Origin of the sequence: Sphingomonas sp. (assembly GCF_036388215.1) — a bacterium.
Classification (GTDB): domain Bacteria; phylum Pseudomonadota; class Alphaproteobacteria; order Sphingomonadales; family Sphingomonadaceae; genus Sphingomonas.
The window spans coordinates 97,831-114,262 of the sequence record NZ_DASVSH010000010.1; the positions used below are offsets into that span (position 1 = coordinate 97,831).

The window sequence follows — 16,432 nt, forward strand, 5'->3', positions numbered from 1 at the left end:
CACAAAGGCTCCCCACAACGGGGAGCATCCGATGGACGGCCAGTATGGCGCGCGCGGTTTCGACAGCGCGGCGCCTCTCTCATCGGATGCTGCAATGCCGGCGCGCGCGCAGCTGCAGCCGATCGGCGTGGTGGTCGAAATCGCGGGTTCTTCCAGCCAGGTGATGCTTGACGCCCAATCGGTCGCGGCGCTTGCCGGCGACACGGATGTGGCGATCGCGAATTCCGGCCAGGTCGGCGCCCAGGTCAAGATGCGCGTCGGCAGCACATGGCTGATCGCCAATGTCCGCGCGCTCAAGCTGGATGGCGACCATATCGCGGCCCAGATCGATTTTCTCGGCGAAGGCGACGAGGAGCGGCTGACCGGCAAGCTCTACAAATTCCGCCGCGGCGTGACGCGCTACCCGACGCCGGGCTGCCTGGTGTTTCCGGTATCGACCGCGGACCTCAAGCAAATCTACGCGGCCGACGATCGCGCGCATATCGAGATCGGCCATGTCTATCCGACCAAGGACATCCGCGCGGCGCTCTATATCGATGCGATGCTCGGCAAGCATTTCGCGCTGCTGGGCTCGACCGGCACCGGCAAATCGACCGCCGCCGCGCTGATCCTGCACCGGATCTGCGAGATCGCGCCGCAGGGCCATATCGTGATGATCGATCCCCACGGCGAATATGCCAGCGCGTTCAAGAACACCGGCGCGCTGTACGACGTGTCGAACCTGGCGATGCCCTATTGGCTGATGAATTTCGAGGAACATTGCGAAGTGTTCCTCACCACCCAGGGATCGGACCGCCAGGTGGATGCCGATATCTTCGCCAAATGCCTGCTCATGGCCAAATCGAAGAACCGGCTTGCCGCCGAGATCGGCAAGCTCACCGTGGATGCGCCGATCCCCTACCTCCTTTCCGACCTGACCCAGATCATCCAGATCGAAATGGGCAAGATGGACAAGGCGACGGACACTGCCCCCTATCTGCGGCTTCGTTCCAAGATCGACGAGATCAAGGCCGATCCACGCTATGCCTTCATGTTTTCCGGCATGCTGGTCGCGGACACGATGCAGCAGTTCATCGCGCGGATCTTCCGCATGCCCGGCGAGGGCAAGCCGATCTCGATCATCGACGTTTCGGGTGTGCCGTCCGAAATCACATCGGTGGTCGTGGCGGTCCTTTCCCGCATGGTTTTCGATTTCGCGATCTGGTCGCGCGGCGAGGCCAAGCGCCCCGTGCTCCTCGTTTGCGAGGAAGCACATCGCTATGTGCCCAACGACCGCAACGCCGACGGATCGTCGGTTGGCCGCATCCTCAGCCGGATCGCCAAGGAAGGCCGCAAATACGGCGTTTCGCTGGGACTGATCACGCAGCGCCCCTCCGACCTTGCCGAAGGCGTGCTCTCGCAATGCGGCACGATCCTGTCGATGCGATTGAACAACGAGCGCGACCAGGCATTCGTGCGCGCCGCCATGCCCGAAGGCGCGCGCGGATTCCTCGATTCGATCCCGGCGCTGCGCAACCGCGAATGCATCGCGGTGGGAGAGGGCGTATCGACGCCGATCCGCCTGCTCTTCGACAATCTCGAGGAATCGAAGCGCCCGGCATCCGAGGACCCGCTCTTCTCAGAACTGTGGCGCGAATCCGGCGGCGATGACCAGATCCTCGAGCGTACGATTCGGCGCTGGCGCGCACAGGGGAAGTAAAGGCTTCGGCGCTCGCTTAATGTAGGGGAATGGCGGCTTAGCTTCGCACTTTTCCCGCGAATCGTGAACGTCGTTTCCCAGACGAGGAGCATTGTTGCGCAGACAATGATGGTGTCGAAAGGCAATGCCGCAAGCATGACTCGAACGTGGCAGATTCAGCGGATGTAGGACAGCAGCGCCTCGCGGGGCGCCCTACCGACCCAGTTGCGGCCGTGCATCACAAATCATTTGCGGGAGGGTGTTCAGGGATGATGCTGAAAGCGGCGCTAAACGGCAGCGAATACACAATCTGACCCTGCGCATTCTCCGCGTCGATACGATAGCGAAGATCGATAAGTCCATTCCGCAAGTCGCCGCATATCACGTCGCGAGCACATGCCACGACGGCACTTCTCAAAGCATCCATGTCTTCGAAGTCCAAGCCATCTGGATCGAGAACTTCGTCCACGTGATCGCGGAGGTGCAGAAAATACTGCGCCATAATGGTGCTCCTGCATAAGGGGGGAGCACGTGCGTCTCTCAGCCGTCGCATCCTGGATATGCGACGATGCAGACAGCATATCACCTCTCTAAGATTAATCCAAGTCAAATTGGTCAACAGAACATTTATTAAGACAAAATAATCGTCGCGTGTTAGGGAAAACAATCGTCGAATGACTATATTGGGTTTTGACGGCTGAGAGATTATTCGCGCTCCCGCCCCTCTCTAGCGGGATTATAAAATGCGTATAAAAGAAGAACCCCTCGCGCTACTGGTGCGGAATCTCCAATTGCGATCGGAGTTGAGCGGCGAGGATTGCGCGGCGATACTAGCGCTTCCGACCTTTGTCCGGACGCTTGAAGCAGGGACATATCTGGTTCGCGAAGCGGAGCCGGTCGTAAACTGCGCTGTCTTGATGTCCGGTTTCGCCTATCGGCATAAGCTGACGGGGGACGGCACCCGCCAAATCGTTTCCCTGCATATTCCCGGCGATGCGCTCGATTTTCAAAATCTGTTCCTCGACGTGTCGGATCACAACGTTCAAATGCTCACGCGTGGTGATGTAGCCTATATTCCACGAACCGATGTCCAGCAGCTGACGCGCTCAAACACCTCCATCGCTCATGCGATATTAGTCAAAATCCTTGTCGAGGCCTCGGTGTTTCGGGAGTGGGTTTTGAACGTGGGCCGTCGCGACGCAAGAACACGAGTCGCTCATTTGCTCTGCGAGCTTGGTGTGCGCCTCGATGCGGAGGGGCTGGCAGAAGAATATGGCTATGAGCTGCCGATGACACAGGAGCAACTCGGCGACGCAGTGGGGCTGACCCCGGTACACGTGAACCGCACACTGAAGACGTTGGAAAGGGAAGGCCTGATCTCGCGAACCAAGCGCAGTGTAGGCTTTCCGAATTGGTCGGCGCTGCGGAGCGCCGGGGACTTCAACCAGCGCTACCTGCACCTTGAGCCGCAGCGATCGGGCGAAAAGGCCTGACGCTATCGCAGGGGTTGTGACTATCGGTTAGCGACCGCTTTCACGCCGTTCGCCGTCAGGTCCGCAGACAGGATCGCCAGGCGAGACCGGCTCGCCCCGGACCCTGCTTCGCAAAGAACGGCCTTAGTCAGCTATTTGAGAAAACTTAGTCCTCGTCCCTGCTCGCGCCATGCCCCACTGGAACCGCGAGCATCGCCCCGAGCTTCGCGCGGAATTCGCCGAGCGCGCCGCCGGTCAGCTGCTTGGTCGTGCTGAAGGAAATCGAGCGCGGATTGACCGCCACGCCGCCCCGATACCATTCGTAGTGCAGATGCGGCCCGGTCGACATGCCGGTGTTGCCTACCGCGCCGATCTGCTGGCCCTTGCGGACTTGCTGGCCGGAGCGCACGTAAATGCGGCTGAGATGGCCGTAGCCGCTGCCATTGCCGCCGCCATGGCTGATCCGGATGAGATTGCCATAGCCCGAACTGCGCCCGGCAACCTGGACCACGCCGTCAGCCGCCGCGAATACCGGCGCGCCCCATGCCGCGGCGATATCGATTCCCTTGTGCATCCGGGCATAACCGAGAATCGGGTGGCGGCGCATGCCGAATCCCGAGGAGAAGCGGCCATTGGCGGGCATGCCCATCGTGCCGGTCGTGCTGCCCTTGCCGGCGCTATCGAACCATTCGGTCTTGCCGCCGGTTTCCCAGGGCAGCATCTGGACGGTGTTCGAGCAACCGCTGACGCCCGCAAACATGAGGTTGCCGAGCTGGACCTCGCCGGTCTCGGCGCGGGCCTGGCCGATGATGATGTCGAACTTGCAGCCCGAGCCGAGCCGCGAGACCGGCACGCGGCTGGCGAGCGTCTTGATATAGGCTTCCACAGCCTTGGCGGGCGCACCGGCGGCGCGCGCCGAGCGATAGAGGCTGCCGCCGATCATCCCCTGGATGCGCAGCGGGGTGCGATCGATCGCAATCGGGATCTGCTTGAGGCTGAGGCCGCCGCCCGATCGCGCGACTTCGAGCTTGAGATCGAACCGCGCGCGCAACGCGAGCTTTTCCAGCGGGCGCGGCTGCGACTTGTCGATGCGGCGGCCCAAGGTCATGTCGAGCATCGTGCCGGGTTGGATTTCGCCCAACGCCACGGCCTTGGTGATCAGCGCGCCGACCGCGCTGGCGTCGCCCTTGCCGACGCCCGAGCGCTGGAGCACCCCCAGCAATGCGTCGCCCGAAGCCAGCTTGGCATCGAGATTGATTACGGGACGTTCGGGCGTGTCGGTCAACGGCGCGACGAGCTTCGACGCGGCGACGCGGTAGCCCGTGGTCGCGCCCATGCCCAGCGGGCGGATCGATTGCGCGCGGGCCGCGTCCCATTCGGCTCCGGTGAGCTTGGCGGGGACGGTGCCGTAAATGGGATTTTCGAGGCCGGGTGCGAGCAGCAAAGTGAGCGTGCACAGGCCGATGCAGGTGGCGGCGCCGCGAAACCAGGTGAGCGTGCCGATGCGCGATCCAAGATCGGGCATCACGTCGAAATCGGAAAAGCGGCGGCGGAACTTGGCGTTGAACACCTGGGGCGCGGGGCTCTGCGCGCGCGCACCGGCGCCGCCTGTCATCCCGCTGCTGTCGTCACCAAGCACGAACAAGGCGCAAAGCCCCCCAAAACGGACCGCAAAATGATGCCGTATCCCCCGGCTCCGGGTACGATCACTGTGGAGGCGAGGCCTTAAAGTCAAATTAAGCAGCCCGTCCGAGTGTCCCAAGTGCGACGAGTTGTGCGCCACCGGAGATGAAGGGATGCTTTCACGAACTTCGGCAACAAATCCAATGTGGTTAACGCGGGAGAGAGGCCACGGGGAGGTTGCGATTCGCGCGGTTCGCGACGATCTATCGTGGCGATGAGCCAGTTCGCACGTTCCCCAATCACTGCCGTGCTCGGCCCTACCAATACCGGGAAGACGCATCTCGCCGTGGAGCGGATGTGTGGCCATGCGAGCGGCATGATCGGCTTTCCGCTGCGGCTGCTGGCGCGCGAGGTTTATGACCGCGTCGTCGCGATCAAGGGTGCGGAGCGAGTCGCGCTGATCACGGGCGAGGAGAAGATCCTGCCGCCCAATGCCAAGTGGTTTCTGTGCACCGCAGAGTCGATGCCGCTCGACCGCGAATTCGCGTTCGTCGGGCTCGACGAAGCGCAGCTCGGCGCCGACCCGGAGCGTGGACATGTCTTCACCGATCGGCTGCTGCGCGCGCGGGGCTTTGCCGAGACGATGATCCTGGGATCGGACTCGCTCAAGCCAATGCTGCGCGCGCTTGTTCCCGAAGCCGAGATCATCGGCCGGCCGCGCTTTTCGACGCTGAGCTATGCCGGCGCGAAGAAGCTGTCCCGGCTGCCCCGGCGGAGCGCGATCGTCGCGTTCAGCGCCGAGGAAGTCTATGCGGTGGCCGAGGCGCTGCGGCGGCTGCGCGGCGGGGCGGCGGTGGTGATGGGCGCGCTCAGCCCCCGCACCCGCAACGCCCAGGTCGCGATGTTTCAGGCAGGCGAAGTCGATTATCTCGTCGCCACCGACGCGATCGGCATGGGGCTCAACATGGATGTGGCGCATGTCGCATTCGCCGGGCTCACCAAGTTCGACGGACGCCGCCAGCGCCGTCTGACCGTGGCGGAGATGGCGCAGATCGCCGGGCGCGCGGGGCGGCACCAGCGCGACGGGACCTTCGGAGCGCTCCACGAGGAGGGCCCTGGGGCATTCACCGCGGACGAGATCCTCAACATCGAAGCGCACCGGGTGCGCCCGCTCGAAAAGCTCTATTGGCGCGAGGGCGAGCCCGATTTCGCGAGCGTGGACGATCTGATCGCCAGCCTGGAGGCCAGGCCCGAGCACGAAGTCCTGCGCGCCGCCCCCCAGGCAGTCGATCTCGCGGTGCTGAAGCGGCTGGCGGACGAGCAATGGGTGCGCGATCGGGTGCGTTCGCCAGGCCAGGTCGCGCGGCTGTGGGCGGCTTGCGGCGTACCCGATTTCCGCAAGCTCGGAGTCGATCCGCATGCGCGCTTCGTCGGGCGGCTGTTCGGGCATTTGTCGGAGAGACAGGGCCATGTCCCGCACCAGTGGTTCGCCGACGAGATCCAGCGGCTCGACAATGTGGGCGGCGATGTCGAGACGCTGGCCGGGCGGATCGCGGCGGCGCGCAGCTGGGCCTATATCGCGCACCGCGCCGATTGGCTCGAAGACCCCTTCCACTGGGCCGAGCGCACCCGCGTGATCGAGGAGAAGCTCTCCGACGCGCTCCACGCCAGCCTGACCCAGCGCTTCGTCGACAAGCGCACCACGGTTCTGCTCCGCCAGATCGGCGCGGATGCCTCCAACCTTCCGGTGACCATCGGCCCCGAGGGCGAGGTAAGTGTCGAGGAGCATGTGCTGGGTTCGCTGGAAGGCTTTCGCTTCAAGGTCGATCCGGACGCGCGCGCGGCGGACAAGCGGATGCTGCTCGCGGCGGCGGAGAAAAGGCTGGCGGGCGAGTTGCGCAAGCGCGGAAGCGCGCTGGCCGAGGCCGAAGACGCGGCGCTTTCCTTCGTTACGGGGCGGGTGATCTGGGCAGGCGTGCCCGTAGCGGAAGTGAGCGCGGGCCCTAACCTCGCCCGGCCAAAGCTCGTCCTCGATCGGGCGTTGGGCGTATTGGATCCACCCTCGCGGATCGCAGTGAAAACGCGCCTCGACACCTGGTTCGCCACTCGGATCGAGAAGCACCTCGCCGTCTTGGCCAGGCTCGACGCCGTGACGCACGATGCAAATGCGGGCGCTCCCCTCCGCGCGCTGGCCGGCGCATTGCTCGACGCCGGCGGCCTGCTCCCCCGCCGCGCCGCCGCCCGGCTTGTCGATGCGCTCGATCCTGACGCACGCAAGGCGCTCCGCAAGCTCGGCGTCACGATCGGCACGCTCGACTTGTTCGCACCCGCCCTGCTCAAACCCCTAGCGGCGCGCTGGCGGCGCGAGCTCATGGGATTGGCGGACGCCCCTGGCGAAGGGGCCACCGTCCTCCCGCGCAGTGCGCCGGGCGCCGATCTCGCTTACGGCTTCCGGCCGCTGGGCGCCCAGGCGGTGCGCATGGACCTGGTCGAGCGCATCGCCCGCGCCGCGCACGAAGCGCGCCAGGGCCGCAAGCCCTTTGCCCCCGATCCCGCACTTGCCACTTCGATGGGTCTCAAGCCCGAGACGCTCGCGCGGCTGATGGCGCAGTTGGGCTTCCGCACCGCGCGTGCGCCAAGGGACTCCGGGTCAGGCCAGCCGCAGCGGTGGATCTGGCAGGGCCTGACCCCTGCGCCCGCGCCCAAGCCGCCACCCGCCGACAATGCATTCGCTGCCCTGGGGGTGCTTCGCCATGGCTGAGGGCGAAACGATGCGCGTGGACCGCTTCCTGTGGCACGTCCGGCTCGCCAAGACCCGCAGCGCCGCACAGGCGATCGCCGAAAAGGGCACGCTGCGCCTCGACGGCCGCCGGATCGAGCGCTCGTCTTCGCCGGTGCGCGTGGGATCGGTGCTCGCCTTTCCGCTCTACGGCCAGGTCCGCGTGATCCGCATCGAGGCGCTGCCCCGCCGCCGCGGGCCGCCCGTCGAGGCCAGGACCTGCTACCAGGATTTGACGACTGCGCCGGGCCCGCCGGCTGCGAACGTCTCGCAGGAAGCGACCCCCGATTGACGAGGCGAATCTTGGGGCATAGCAGGAGGGCCGACCGCACGTTCCAAGGGGCCAGCTTGCCATGACCTATGTCGTCACCGACGCCTGCATCAAGTGCAAGTATATGGACTGCGTCGAGGTCTGCCCGGTCGATTGCTTCTATGAAGGCGAGAACATGCTCGTCATCAATCCGAGCGAGTGCATCGATTGCGGCGTCTGCGAGCCCGAATGCCCCGCCGAAGCGATCCTGCCCGACACCGAGAACGGCCTCGAAAAATGGCTCGAACTCAACAAGACCTATTCGGAAGAATGGCCCAACGTCACTCAGAAGGGCGACGCCCCCGCCGATGCCGACGAGCATAAGGGCGAAGAGGGGAAGTTCGAGAAGTATTTCTCCGCGGATCCCGGCACCGGTAGCTGACGTGAGTCGCGCAGACCCGAAATTCGAAAAATCCACTCCCGCTGGCCGGGTACTTCAAAAAAGCTGCGGAAAACCGTAATTTTCCGCAGCTGCGCAGTGACGCGGGTGTGGTAATTTTATTGCGGCTGTGTTAAATGGATCAGGACGAAGGCGAATATGCCTTTGCCTGGAGAAGCACTTTTTGCCTCGAACGCCAGCCCGGCCACTCTCGCTCGGGTTGACGCCGCAATCGTCGGGGCGGTTCATTCACGGAAAGGTTGCACGCACATGGCTGCCAAGGCGCTGTCCTTCGATGTCGGCGATTATGTCGTTTACCCCAAGCACGGCGTTGGCCGTGTGATCGAACTTCAGAAACAGGAAATCGCGGGGATGCAGCTCGAGCTGTACGTGCTCCGCTTCGAAAAGGAAAAGATGACGCTGCGCGTTCCGACCAACAAGGCGGAAAGCGTCGGCATGCGCAAATTATCGAGCGACAAGACGCTCCGCGAGGCGCTCGAGACGCTGAAGGGCAAGCCCCGCGTCAAGCGCACCATGTGGTCGCGCCGCGCGCAGGAATATGAGGCCAAGATCAATTCGGGCGACCTCGTTTCGATCGCCGAAGTGGTCCGCGACCTGTTCCGCGCCGAGGACCAGCCCGAGCAGAGCTATTCCGAGCGGCAGATCTTCGAGGCGGCCGCCTCGCGCCTCGCGCGTGAACTCGCCGCGATGGAGCAGATCGACGAGCCGGCAGCGCTGGTGAAGATCGTCGAAATCCTCAAGATCGCCGCGGCCGTCTGGAACAAGGACAAGGTTCCAGCCTGACCGGGCGGACCTCGGCCGAGAAACAGGGGCGGCGGGGAAACTCGCCGCCCTTTTCTTTCCCTGCAAAATAGTGTATTGTACATGCAACACACATAATGGGAGGATGAAATGCGCCTGTTGATGATCGCCCTGCTGCCCCTGGCCGCCGGCGCCTGCCAGTCCAAATGGGAGAAGGAGGGCGCCAGCATCCCCGCCAGCGGGCCGGGCGTGACGCGAACCTATGCCGCCGCCGGCTTCACCGGGGTCGAGCTGCGCGGCTCGGACGATGTCGATGTGAAGATGGGCAGCGCATTCTCCGTCACTGCAGAGGGCGATCCCAAGACGCTCGACCAGCTCGAAATCCAGGTCATCAACGGCACGCTTCGCATCGGCCGCAAGGATCATAAGGGGCAGTGGTTCGGCCACGATCGCGGCGCAAAGGTCCACGTCGTGATGCCCAAGCTCTCCTCGGCAAGCCTGGGCGGATCGGGCGAGCTCACCGTGGAGCGCGCCGAAGGCGATGTGTCCGCAGCGGTCTCGGGCTCGGGCAATCTCATCATCGGCGAGCTTCGCGGGGGGACCTCGACGCTGTCGGTAGCGGGCTCGGGGGATCTCAATGCAACGGGAACCACCGAAAAGCTCGCGGCCTCGATCGCAGGTTCGGGCGACATCAATGCGGGCGGCTTGACCGCCAACAGCGCGGAAATCTCGGTGGCGGGGTCGGGCAACATGCATGGCCTGGTCAAGGGCAGCGCTTCGGTATCGATCGTGGGCTCGGGCGATGTCGAGCTGATCGGGGGCGCGAAATGCTCGGTGAGTTCGGTCGGCTCGGGCGAGGCGCGCTGCTCGTAAGCCGCTTGCCTTCCCGCAGAATCGGGTGCGAGTGTGCGCCATGCACTGGCTGACCCTCGCGCCCCTTCTGACACTGGTCTCCGCAGCCGCACCCGCGAGCGAGAAGCGCTTCATGGTCACTGGATTCGATCGGCTGCGAGTGGATGGGCCGTTCCGCGTCGAAGTGCTCCCCGGCTCGCCCCGCGCCGTTGCGTCCGGCGATGCCAAGGCGCTCGACCATATTGCGATCCGCGTCGATGGATCGACCCTGGTGGTCAACATGGGGACCGTGGCCTGGAAATTGCGCGCGATCGAGGCGCCCGAAGCCGTGACGATCACGGTCTATGTACCCTTGCTTCGCACGCTGACGGTGAATGGCGGCGCGAGCGTCAAGGTCGCGGAGATGCGCGGCGGGCGCGTCGATCTGGGGCTCAACGGCGCGGGCGCGATCCAGGTGTCGGCGATCCGCGCCGACGATCTCAATGTCACCCTCACCGGCACCGGCGAGGTCACGCTGGCGGGCGCCACGGCCCGCGCGCGGGTGCGTTCCTATGGCGCGGGCTCGGTCGCCGCCGAGGGACTGACCGCGGGCGACGCGGTGCTGATCGCGGAGAGCTCAGGCAATTTGACGATGCGTGTACGTTACACAGCGCAGGTCAGCGCGCTTGGCGTCGGCGCGGTTGCCGTGCTCGGCAATCCCAAATGCCGCGTCTCCGGAGCCGGTCCCGTCGCGTGCGGAGACCGCTGAGAGCCGCTCAGGCCGCTATCGGGAAGCGCAGAAGCCGATCTTCCAGCGCGACTAGCGCCTGGGCATTATGGCCGACTGCGCGAACGATTTCGGGGTGATGCGCGTCCAGCCCACCGGTCAGCGATCCGAATGCCGGCAATATCAGCTTGGTCTCGGTCGCAACGAAGCACCTCCGGGCGACCTGCCGCCCCCGTAGCCGCAGTCGCAGCTTGGGATGGAAATGCCCCGACAGCTCCGGCCGCGCATCGCGCGGATCCGCTTCGTGGCGCAGAACCAGACCATCCACCACTGCCTCTTCCTCGATTCGGCCGCCGCAATGATCGACCAGCAGGCTATCGTGATTGCCGGTGATCCAATGCCAGTCGAGCCGGGCCGTCAGCCCGGTCAGCATCGCGCGCGCACGCTCGGGCAGCCGCTCGCAACCCGCCGAATCGTGAAAACTGTCCCCCAGACACCAGAGCTCCCGGGCATCGGTGCGATCGACCAGCGCAGTGACTTCGCTCAGCGTCGCGATCGAATCATAAGGCGGCAGCATCTGCCCGCGCAACGCGAACCAGCTCGCTTTCTCGAAATGCAGATCGGCGACGAGCAGCGCGCGCCGCGCAGGCCAATAGAGCGCGCCTTCGGCTAAAGCCCTGAAATCATGCCCGGCGAACGAAAGGGGAACCATGCGCCCGCTATCGTGCGCGATGGCGCGCGCGTCAACAGCGCTGGATCGGGATTTTCTTGCCTTTGAAGGTCAGGCTGCCCTTGCCCGCGTCGATCCGCTCCAGCGAATAGGTCCGCTTCTCGGGCGGGTCGAGCTTCACCGGCGCGTCGCTGCCCATTTCGAACCGCTCGGAGATCGTCTCCGAGACAATATCGCCGTCGAGCACCCAGCGTCCCGAATCCTCGCCATTCTGCAGGGTGCCGTCGGCATTGTAGCGCAGGATGAAATCGGTCGCGCAGCTCGTGTCATAGGACCATGCGCCGACCAGCCACTGCGCCATCGGCGCGCCGGCAATTGCTGCCGAGGTCACGGCAGGCGCGGGCGGCGCGGGATCGGCGCCATCGATGGCGGCGATCTGATTGGCGACTGGCGCAGGGGGCGCGGGTTCGCATGCCGCCGCCGCCAGCAGCAGCGCGCCCAACATCAAACATGAAAGCCCCCGCCCCATGCGCGGGACATAGCGCATCGGGCGCGCGCGCTCCAGCCTTCAGGCCTTGGCCATTGCCCCGACCTCGGCGAGTATCCGCACCCAGGAGCGGATACCCTTGTGGAAGCTTTTGAGATCGTATTTCTCGTTGGGCGAATGGATATTGTCGTCCGCCAGCGCGAAGCCGACCATCACCGTGTCCATCTCCAATATCTGCGCGATCGAAGTGACCACGGGGATGCCGCCCCCGCAACCGATCAGCGCGGACTTGCCCCATTCCGCATCGAGCGCCTTGCGCGTTGCCGTGAGCGGTGCGCTGTCGCTCGCGACGCTGACTGCGGGGCTGCCCGGCCCGCGGCTCTCGAACTCGGCGGAGCAGTCTGCCGGAAGCCGCGAGCGAACATGTTCCTCGAATGCCGCCCAGACCTGGCCAGGATCCTGCGTTCCAACCAGCCGGAAGCTGATCTTGGCATGAGCTTCGGCCGGTATCACGGTCTTGAAGCCTTCGCCGGTATAGCCGCCCCATATGCCGTTGATTTCGGCGGTCGGGCGCGCCCAGACCTGTTCGAGCACATCATACCCCGCCTCGCCCGCCGGCACGCTGAGGCCAATTTCCGCCAGAAATTCACCGTCGTCGAACCCCAGGGCGTCCCAGCTCGCGCGCACGGTCTCGCTGATCTCGGGAACACCGTCATAGAAGCCCGCAAGCGTGACGCGCCCATCGGTGTCCTTGAGCTCGGCGAGTATCCCGCTCAGCAACTGGATCGGGTTGCGCGCCGGTCCGCCATAGAGCCCCGAATGCAAGTCGCGCTTGGGGCCGCGCACAGTCACTTGCCCGCCCGCCATGCCGCGGAGGCCGATGGTCAGTCCGGGAGTCTCGGTGTCCCACATCAGCGTGTCGCAGATCAGCGCGAAATCAGCCTTCAGTTCCGCGGCATGTTCGTGGAGGAAGGGCTCAAGGCTGGTTGAGCCCGATTCCTCTTCGCCTTCGAACAAGATCGTCACCTTGCATGGCAGCCGCCCCGCTGTTTCCTTCCAGGCGCGGCATGCCTCGACGAAGGTGCGCAATTGCCCCTTGTCGTCCGAAGCCCCGCGGCCAACGATCTGCCGCGCGCCGTCCTCCCGCGTCTCGATCGCCGGATCGAACGGATCGCGCTTCCACAGCTCCAGAGGATCGACCGGCTGGACGTCGTAATGCCCGTAGAACAGCGCATGAGGCCCGCGCTTGCCTTCTGGCCCGTCGTGATGCGCCACCACCATCGGATGCCCCGGCGTCTGCGCGACGCGCGCGTCGAAACCGAGCGTGGTCAATTCGTAGGCCAGAACCTCAGCGGCGCGTGCGCACGCATCGGCATAGGTCGGGTCAGTCGAAATCGATGGAATGCGCATCAGCGCGAACAGGCGCTCGATGCTGTCGTCGATATGGGCGTCCGCATAATCGAGCGGGGTCTGGGTATCGGTCATCCCAGCGAGCTAGGCCCGCGCACAGAGCACGGCAAGTGGCGTGCCTGCCTCTTCGCCTGGAGCTGTTCCAAAGCACCGCTCAAAACGCCCCTCCTTCAATCGCAGCTGGCGTGCTAGTCAGAGGCGTTGGCAGCGGGAGAATGCAGATGAAGCCTATTGTCCGTCTGATTGCGGCGGGGCTCTTCGCCACGTCCACGCTCGCAAGCTTCGCCGGGGCCGCGCATGCGCAAGCCTCAGCCGGGAACCCGCCTTCGCGGTCCATGACTGGGATCTCCGCCGAACGCCTGGCTCGGCTAAGCCAGGCGATGCAACGCTATGTCGATCAAGGGCGGATCGCGGGCGCGGTAGTGCAGATCCAGCAGGACGGGCGGGACGTATATTCCATGGCGTTCGGGTGGCGCGACAAGGAAGCACGCGATCCCATGCGGGAAGACACGATCTTCCGCATAGCCTCCCAAACCAAGGCGCTGACAAGCGTCGCGGTGATGATGCTGCTGGAAGAAGGCAAGCTGCTGCTCAACGACCCTGTCGGCAAGCATTTGCCCGAGTGGCTCAAGACCAATGTCGCCGTGGCCAAGCCGGACGGCGGTTACGATATAGTCCCCGCCAAGCGAGCGATCACGATCCGCGACCTGCTTACCCATAGCGCGGGCATTTCATACGGCGCGGGCCCGGCGGAAAAAGCGTGGCGGGAGGCTGGCCTGTTCGGCTGGTACTTCGCCGACCGCAGCGAACCCGTATCCACCTTCGTCGCCCGCATGGCGTCGTTACCCATGGCGGCGCAGCCAGGAGAAAAATACGTCTACGGCTACAATACCGACATTCTGGGCGTGCTTGTGGAGAAGCTCAGCGGACAGACACTGGCGGCCTTTCTCGACGAGCGGCTGTTCCGCCCGCTGGGCATGAAAGACACCTTTTTCTATGCCCCGCGCGAGAAGGCGAATCGCCTTGCCGTTGTTTATTCCGCGGAAGCCGGCGGCATCCGCCGCGCGGCCGACGCGGCAGGCTGGCAGGGCGGAGGGTTTTTCGGACAGGGCCATTATCTGGACGGCCCGCGCACGGCCTTTTCCGGCGGCGCCGGCCTGCTGTCCACCGCTTCGGACTATAGCCGCTTCCTCGAGATGCTGCGCCGGGGCGGCGAACTGGGCGGCCGACGGTATCTGGGGCGAAAGACGGTGGAGCTGATGGTGAGCAACCATCTCGGCGACATCGCCTATAATGCTGGAATGGGCTTCGGGCTCGGCTTCAGTGTTCGCACCGATGTGGGCAAGGCCGGCGAGCCGGGCTCGGAGGGCGAGTTCGGCTGGGGCGGCGCCTATCACAGCGTCTATTGGGTCGATCCTCGGGAGAAGCTCACCGTCGTCTATATGACCCAGCTCCTCCCCGGCGGGGACATCGACGATCACGGGAAGCTCCGGGCCCTGATCTACCAGGCGCTAAACTGAGAGGGTCCTGCCGACGGGCCCGCAATGCCCGCGATTGCCCTCGGCTGGATCAAGCAAGTCAGCACTCGCCCCTATCAGGCACGAGACTCGCGCTGATGCCTTCGTCTTGGGTGCCGTAGAAGCGATCGAGATAATATCCCGCAAGCGTGTAATGCGCTCGCACCGCCGCCGGATGCTCCGAGCGTTGCGCCTGGTCCAGCTCCGCCTCTGCGCGATGATAGTAATAGCTATCGAAGTGCGTGCTCATGTCTATCGTCCCTAACGAGTTGATTTTACAAGTTTATGTCAGGGAACACGGAGGGCAGTACTGGCGCAGGTTAGGCGCGCTTCTCGGTTCATCGACGTTTCTGGGCGCTTCGTCTCAGCGGCGAGCGCAATGAGGCTCGTGAAGGATCAATGCTGACCGTAGCGCACCCGACAGGAAAGTGAGCAGCGCATCCAAGTCGTCTAACGTGGAATTGAAAGGTTTCTAAAGCCGGTGTGGTACACCGTTGGGTAGCACAGTATTCCGGGCTTGGAAGAGGTGTCCGCTATGCGCCCAACTACGGCCATTTCGCCCGAGCCTCGCGTGGCCCGATAGCCGCCGTTCGTTCATGCGACGAAAGTGTCACTCCGAATGCTGCCGGTGGCGAGCTAGACACCTGTCTGCTCTAGGGAAGCGAAAAGTTTGGGCTGGGCTATCTCAATTGCACCCACTCGACCGCTTCGAGAGCATAGGGGCAAACAGGAAATCGCGGATCGCTGAGATTTGGCCAGCACACCATTCGACGAGCACGAAATACGCTGGCTTTTCCATCGTGCCGCTTTCGAAAACCAGCATGGCCGGACGACCCTCGACCCCACCTAAAGCGAAGCGCCATTTGGTCTCTTCGGCATAGCGCGTGAAATAGGGGATGATCTTCTCGCGGCCCTCCCATTTGAGCCGGTTCACCAGTTCAAGCTTCACATCGTCGGCGAGCATCGCGCGGATCGCCTCGAAGTCGCCCGTGCGGAACAGACAAAGGCTGCCATCTTCCGCCTAGCCGCATGGGACATTAGCGGAAGCCGTGTGTCCGCAGGCAATTGCGCGAGTTGGCGCAGCGCCACGCGGCCGCGTTGAAGCGCCGATTTAGCGGCTGCGGGCGTACACTCGGCGATACTCGCGATCTCATCGACCGAATGGCCTAGCACATCCTTGAGGATCACCGCGCAGCGCTGAAGTTCGGGCAGCCGCAGAAACGTCTGAAAGCTTACTGCGACGATATCCGTCTCCGGCATGAGCGCTCCCTCGAAGCCCTCGGTGAGCGGAACGACCGTATTCCGCGACCCGCGGCGAAGTAGGTCGAGGCTCGTATTGTGGGCGATGCGAAACACCCAGCCCTCAAGATTGTCCACTTTGGCGCCTTCGGCCCGTGCGCTAAGCGCCTTTACAAGGGTATCCTGCAATACATCTTCGCCATCGACCGTCGATCCGGTCATGCGGGCGCAGTAGCGATGAAGACGTGGCCTGAGCGCCGTCAGACGATCCTCGAGTCCGTCCGTGCTCATTTATCGATACCTATTGCGCTCCCGCGCTGGTTCGCGAGGGACTGCACGGAGATGTCGACGAGAATCTTCGACAAGGCATCCTGTTGCGACAGAAAGGGCGAGTGGCTGCTTTCCAATGTATGCGCGATCGTCGTGCTGCCAATCGATGTGCCGCGATTCCCAAAAGCCGAAAGGCGGGGCAAGGCCCGCGATCCGCCAGGCAGGTTCAACGTAAGCTGCCTGGCTCATATGCGCCCAATGTCGGTCTTTCCGGGATC

The 16,432-nt window shown here is 64.2% G+C and carries 17 protein-coding genes; 9 read left to right on the forward strand and 8 right to left on the reverse strand.

Annotated elements, in window-relative coordinates:
* Positions 1–31 precede the first annotated feature (31 nt).
* Positions 32–1,699, forward strand: a complete 1,668-nt coding sequence (locus VF617_RS03965; protein ID WP_414713945.1) for an ATP-binding protein — start codon at positions 32–34, stop codon at positions 1,697–1,699.
* Between the two features lie 217 nt (positions 1,700–1,916).
* Here VF617_RS03965 and VF617_RS03970 read toward each other — a convergent pair whose 3' ends face one another.
* The gene (locus tag VF617_RS03970) at positions 1,917–2,180 is read right to left on the reverse strand and encodes a DUF6894 family protein (RefSeq protein ID WP_331013558.1); all 264 of its coding nucleotides are present in this window, start codon (positions 2,178–2,180) and stop codon (positions 1,917–1,919) included.
* 241 nt (positions 2,181–2,421) lie between these two features.
* Between VF617_RS03970 and VF617_RS03975 the strand changes: the two genes are divergently transcribed.
* Entirely contained in the window at positions 2,422–3,171 is a 750-nt protein-coding gene (locus VF617_RS03975) for a Crp/Fnr family transcriptional regulator (protein ID WP_331013559.1), read from the forward strand.
* Positions 3,172–3,316: 145 nt separating this feature from the next.
* Here VF617_RS03975 and VF617_RS03980 read toward each other — a convergent pair whose 3' ends face one another.
* Entirely contained in the window at positions 3,317–4,789 is a 1,473-nt protein-coding gene (locus VF617_RS03980; protein ID WP_331013716.1) for a M23 family metallopeptidase, read from the reverse strand.
* Between the two features lie 258 nt (positions 4,790–5,047).
* Between VF617_RS03980 and VF617_RS03985 the strand changes: the two genes are divergently transcribed.
* From VF617_RS03985 to VF617_RS04010, 6 genes are all read left to right on the forward strand, one after another.
* Positions 5,048–7,534 carry a helicase-related protein gene (locus VF617_RS03985; RefSeq protein ID WP_331013560.1) on the forward strand — a complete coding sequence of 829 codons (2,487 nt, stop codon included), beginning with the start codon at positions 5,048–5,050 and terminating at the stop codon, positions 7,532–7,534.
* Positions 7,527–7,844, forward strand: coding sequence for an RNA-binding S4 domain-containing protein (locus VF617_RS03990; protein WP_331013561.1), 318 nt, complete (start codon positions 7,527–7,529; stop codon positions 7,842–7,844). Before VF617_RS03985 ends, VF617_RS03990 begins: the two co-directional genes overlap by 8 nt.
* A gap of 61 nt (positions 7,845–7,905) precedes the next feature.
* The gene (gene fdxA, locus VF617_RS03995) at positions 7,906–8,244 is read left to right on the forward strand and encodes a ferredoxin FdxA (protein WP_331013562.1); all 339 of its coding nucleotides are present in this window, start codon (positions 7,906–7,908) and stop codon (positions 8,242–8,244) included.
* Between the two features lie 267 nt (positions 8,245–8,511).
* Positions 8,512–9,045 (forward strand): CarD family transcriptional regulator, encoded by a 534-nt coding sequence (locus VF617_RS04000; protein ID WP_331013563.1) that lies wholly within the window; start codon positions 8,512–8,514, stop codon positions 9,043–9,045.
* Between the two features lie 108 nt (positions 9,046–9,153).
* A complete protein-coding gene (locus VF617_RS04005) occupies positions 9,154–9,876 on the forward strand; it encodes a head GIN domain-containing protein (protein WP_331013564.1) in 723 nt (240 codons plus the stop codon).
* Between the two features lie 40 nt (positions 9,877–9,916).
* Positions 9,917–10,603 (forward strand): head GIN domain-containing protein, encoded by a 687-nt coding sequence (locus VF617_RS04010; protein WP_331013565.1) that lies wholly within the window; start codon positions 9,917–9,919, stop codon positions 10,601–10,603.
* 7 nt (positions 10,604–10,610) lie between these two features.
* On the opposite strand, the gene pdeM is transcribed toward VF617_RS04010, so the two are convergent.
* The 3 genes from pdeM to VF617_RS04025 all read right to left on the reverse strand — a co-directional run bounded on the left by pdeM (position 10,611) and on the right by VF617_RS04025 (position 13,203).
* Positions 10,611–11,273, reverse strand: coding sequence for a ligase-associated DNA damage response endonuclease PdeM (gene pdeM / locus VF617_RS04015; RefSeq protein WP_331013566.1), 663 nt, complete (start codon positions 11,271–11,273; stop codon positions 10,611–10,613).
* 31 nt (positions 11,274–11,304) lie between these two features.
* Complete coding sequence (locus VF617_RS04020) at positions 11,305–11,736, reverse strand: hypothetical protein (protein WP_331013567.1); 432 nt, start codon at positions 11,734–11,736, stop codon at positions 11,305–11,307.
* A gap of 63 nt (positions 11,737–11,799) precedes the next feature.
* Positions 11,800–13,203, reverse strand: coding sequence for a M20/M25/M40 family metallo-hydrolase (locus VF617_RS04025; RefSeq protein ID WP_331013568.1), 1,404 nt, complete (start codon positions 13,201–13,203; stop codon positions 11,800–11,802).
* Positions 13,204–13,349: 146 nt separating this feature from the next.
* Here VF617_RS04025 and VF617_RS04030 point away from each other — a divergent pair, with 146 nt between their 5' ends.
* Positions 13,350–14,648: a serine hydrolase domain-containing protein gene (locus VF617_RS04030; RefSeq protein ID WP_331013569.1), complete on the forward strand. Its 1,299-nt coding sequence runs from the start codon at positions 13,350–13,352 to the stop codon at positions 14,646–14,648.
* Between the two features lie 58 nt (positions 14,649–14,706).
* Here the strand turns inward: VF617_RS04030 and VF617_RS04035 are convergent, their stop codons facing one another.
* From VF617_RS04035 to VF617_RS04045, 3 genes are all read right to left on the reverse strand, one after another.
* A complete protein-coding gene (locus VF617_RS04035; protein WP_331013570.1) occupies positions 14,707–14,895 on the reverse strand; it encodes a hypothetical protein in 189 nt (62 codons plus the stop codon).
* A 435-nt stretch (positions 14,896–15,330) separates the two neighbouring features.
* On the reverse strand, positions 15,331–15,609 hold the full coding sequence (locus tag VF617_RS04040; protein WP_331013571.1) for a hypothetical protein: 279 nt from the start codon (positions 15,607–15,609) through the stop codon (positions 15,331–15,333).
* The gene (locus tag VF617_RS04045) at positions 15,591–16,175 is read right to left on the reverse strand and encodes an RNA polymerase sigma factor (RefSeq protein WP_331013572.1); all 585 of its coding nucleotides are present in this window, start codon (positions 16,173–16,175) and stop codon (positions 15,591–15,593) included. Before VF617_RS04045 ends, VF617_RS04040 begins: the two co-directional genes overlap by 19 nt.
* Positions 16,176–16,432 lie beyond the last annotated feature (257 nt).

Coding starts and splice junctions, on each gene's coding strand:
- VF617_RS03985 (WP_331013560.1), top strand. CDS start 5,048: ATGAGCCAGTTCGCACGTTCCCCAATCACTGCCGTGCTCGGCCCTACC.
- VF617_RS03975 (WP_331013559.1), top strand. CDS start 2,422: ATGCGTATAAAAGAAGAACCCCTCGCGCTACTGGTGCGGAATCTCCAA.
- VF617_RS03990 (WP_331013561.1), top strand. CDS start 7,527: ATGGCTGAGGGCGAAACGATGCGCGTGGACCGCTTCCTGTGGCACGTC.
- pdeM (WP_331013566.1), bottom strand. CDS start 11,273: ATGGTTCCCCTTTCGTTCGCCGGGCATGATTTCAGGGCTTTAGCCGAA.
- VF617_RS04025 (WP_331013568.1), bottom strand. CDS start 13,203: ATGACCGATACCCAGACCCCGCTCGATTATGCGGACGCCCATATCGAC.
- VF617_RS04010 (WP_331013565.1), top strand. CDS start 9,917: ATGCACTGGCTGACCCTCGCGCCCCTTCTGACACTGGTCTCCGCAGCC.
- VF617_RS04045 (WP_331013572.1), bottom strand. CDS start 16,175: ATGAGCACGGACGGACTCGAGGATCGTCTGACGGCGCTCAGGCCACGT.
- VF617_RS04035 (WP_331013570.1), bottom strand. CDS start 14,895: ATGAGCACGCACTTCGATAGCTATTACTATCATCGCGCAGAGGCGGAG.
- fdxA (WP_331013562.1), top strand. CDS start 7,906: ATGACCTATGTCGTCACCGACGCCTGCATCAAGTGCAAGTATATGGAC.
- VF617_RS04040 (WP_331013571.1), bottom strand. CDS start 15,609: ATGCTCGCCGACGATGTGAAGCTTGAACTGGTGAACCGGCTCAAATGG.
- VF617_RS03970 (WP_331013558.1), bottom strand. CDS start 2,180: ATGGCGCAGTATTTTCTGCACCTCCGCGATCACGTGGACGAAGTTCTC.
- VF617_RS04000 (WP_331013563.1), top strand. CDS start 8,512: ATGGCTGCCAAGGCGCTGTCCTTCGATGTCGGCGATTATGTCGTTTAC.
- VF617_RS04020 (WP_331013567.1), bottom strand. CDS start 11,736: ATGTTGGGCGCGCTGCTGCTGGCGGCGGCGGCATGCGAACCCGCGCCC.
- VF617_RS04030 (WP_331013569.1), top strand. CDS start 13,350: ATGAAGCCTATTGTCCGTCTGATTGCGGCGGGGCTCTTCGCCACGTCC.
- VF617_RS03965 (WP_414713945.1), top strand. CDS start 32: ATGGACGGCCAGTATGGCGCGCGCGGTTTCGACAGCGCGGCGCCTCTC.
- VF617_RS04005 (WP_331013564.1), top strand. CDS start 9,154: ATGCGCCTGTTGATGATCGCCCTGCTGCCCCTGGCCGCCGGCGCCTGC.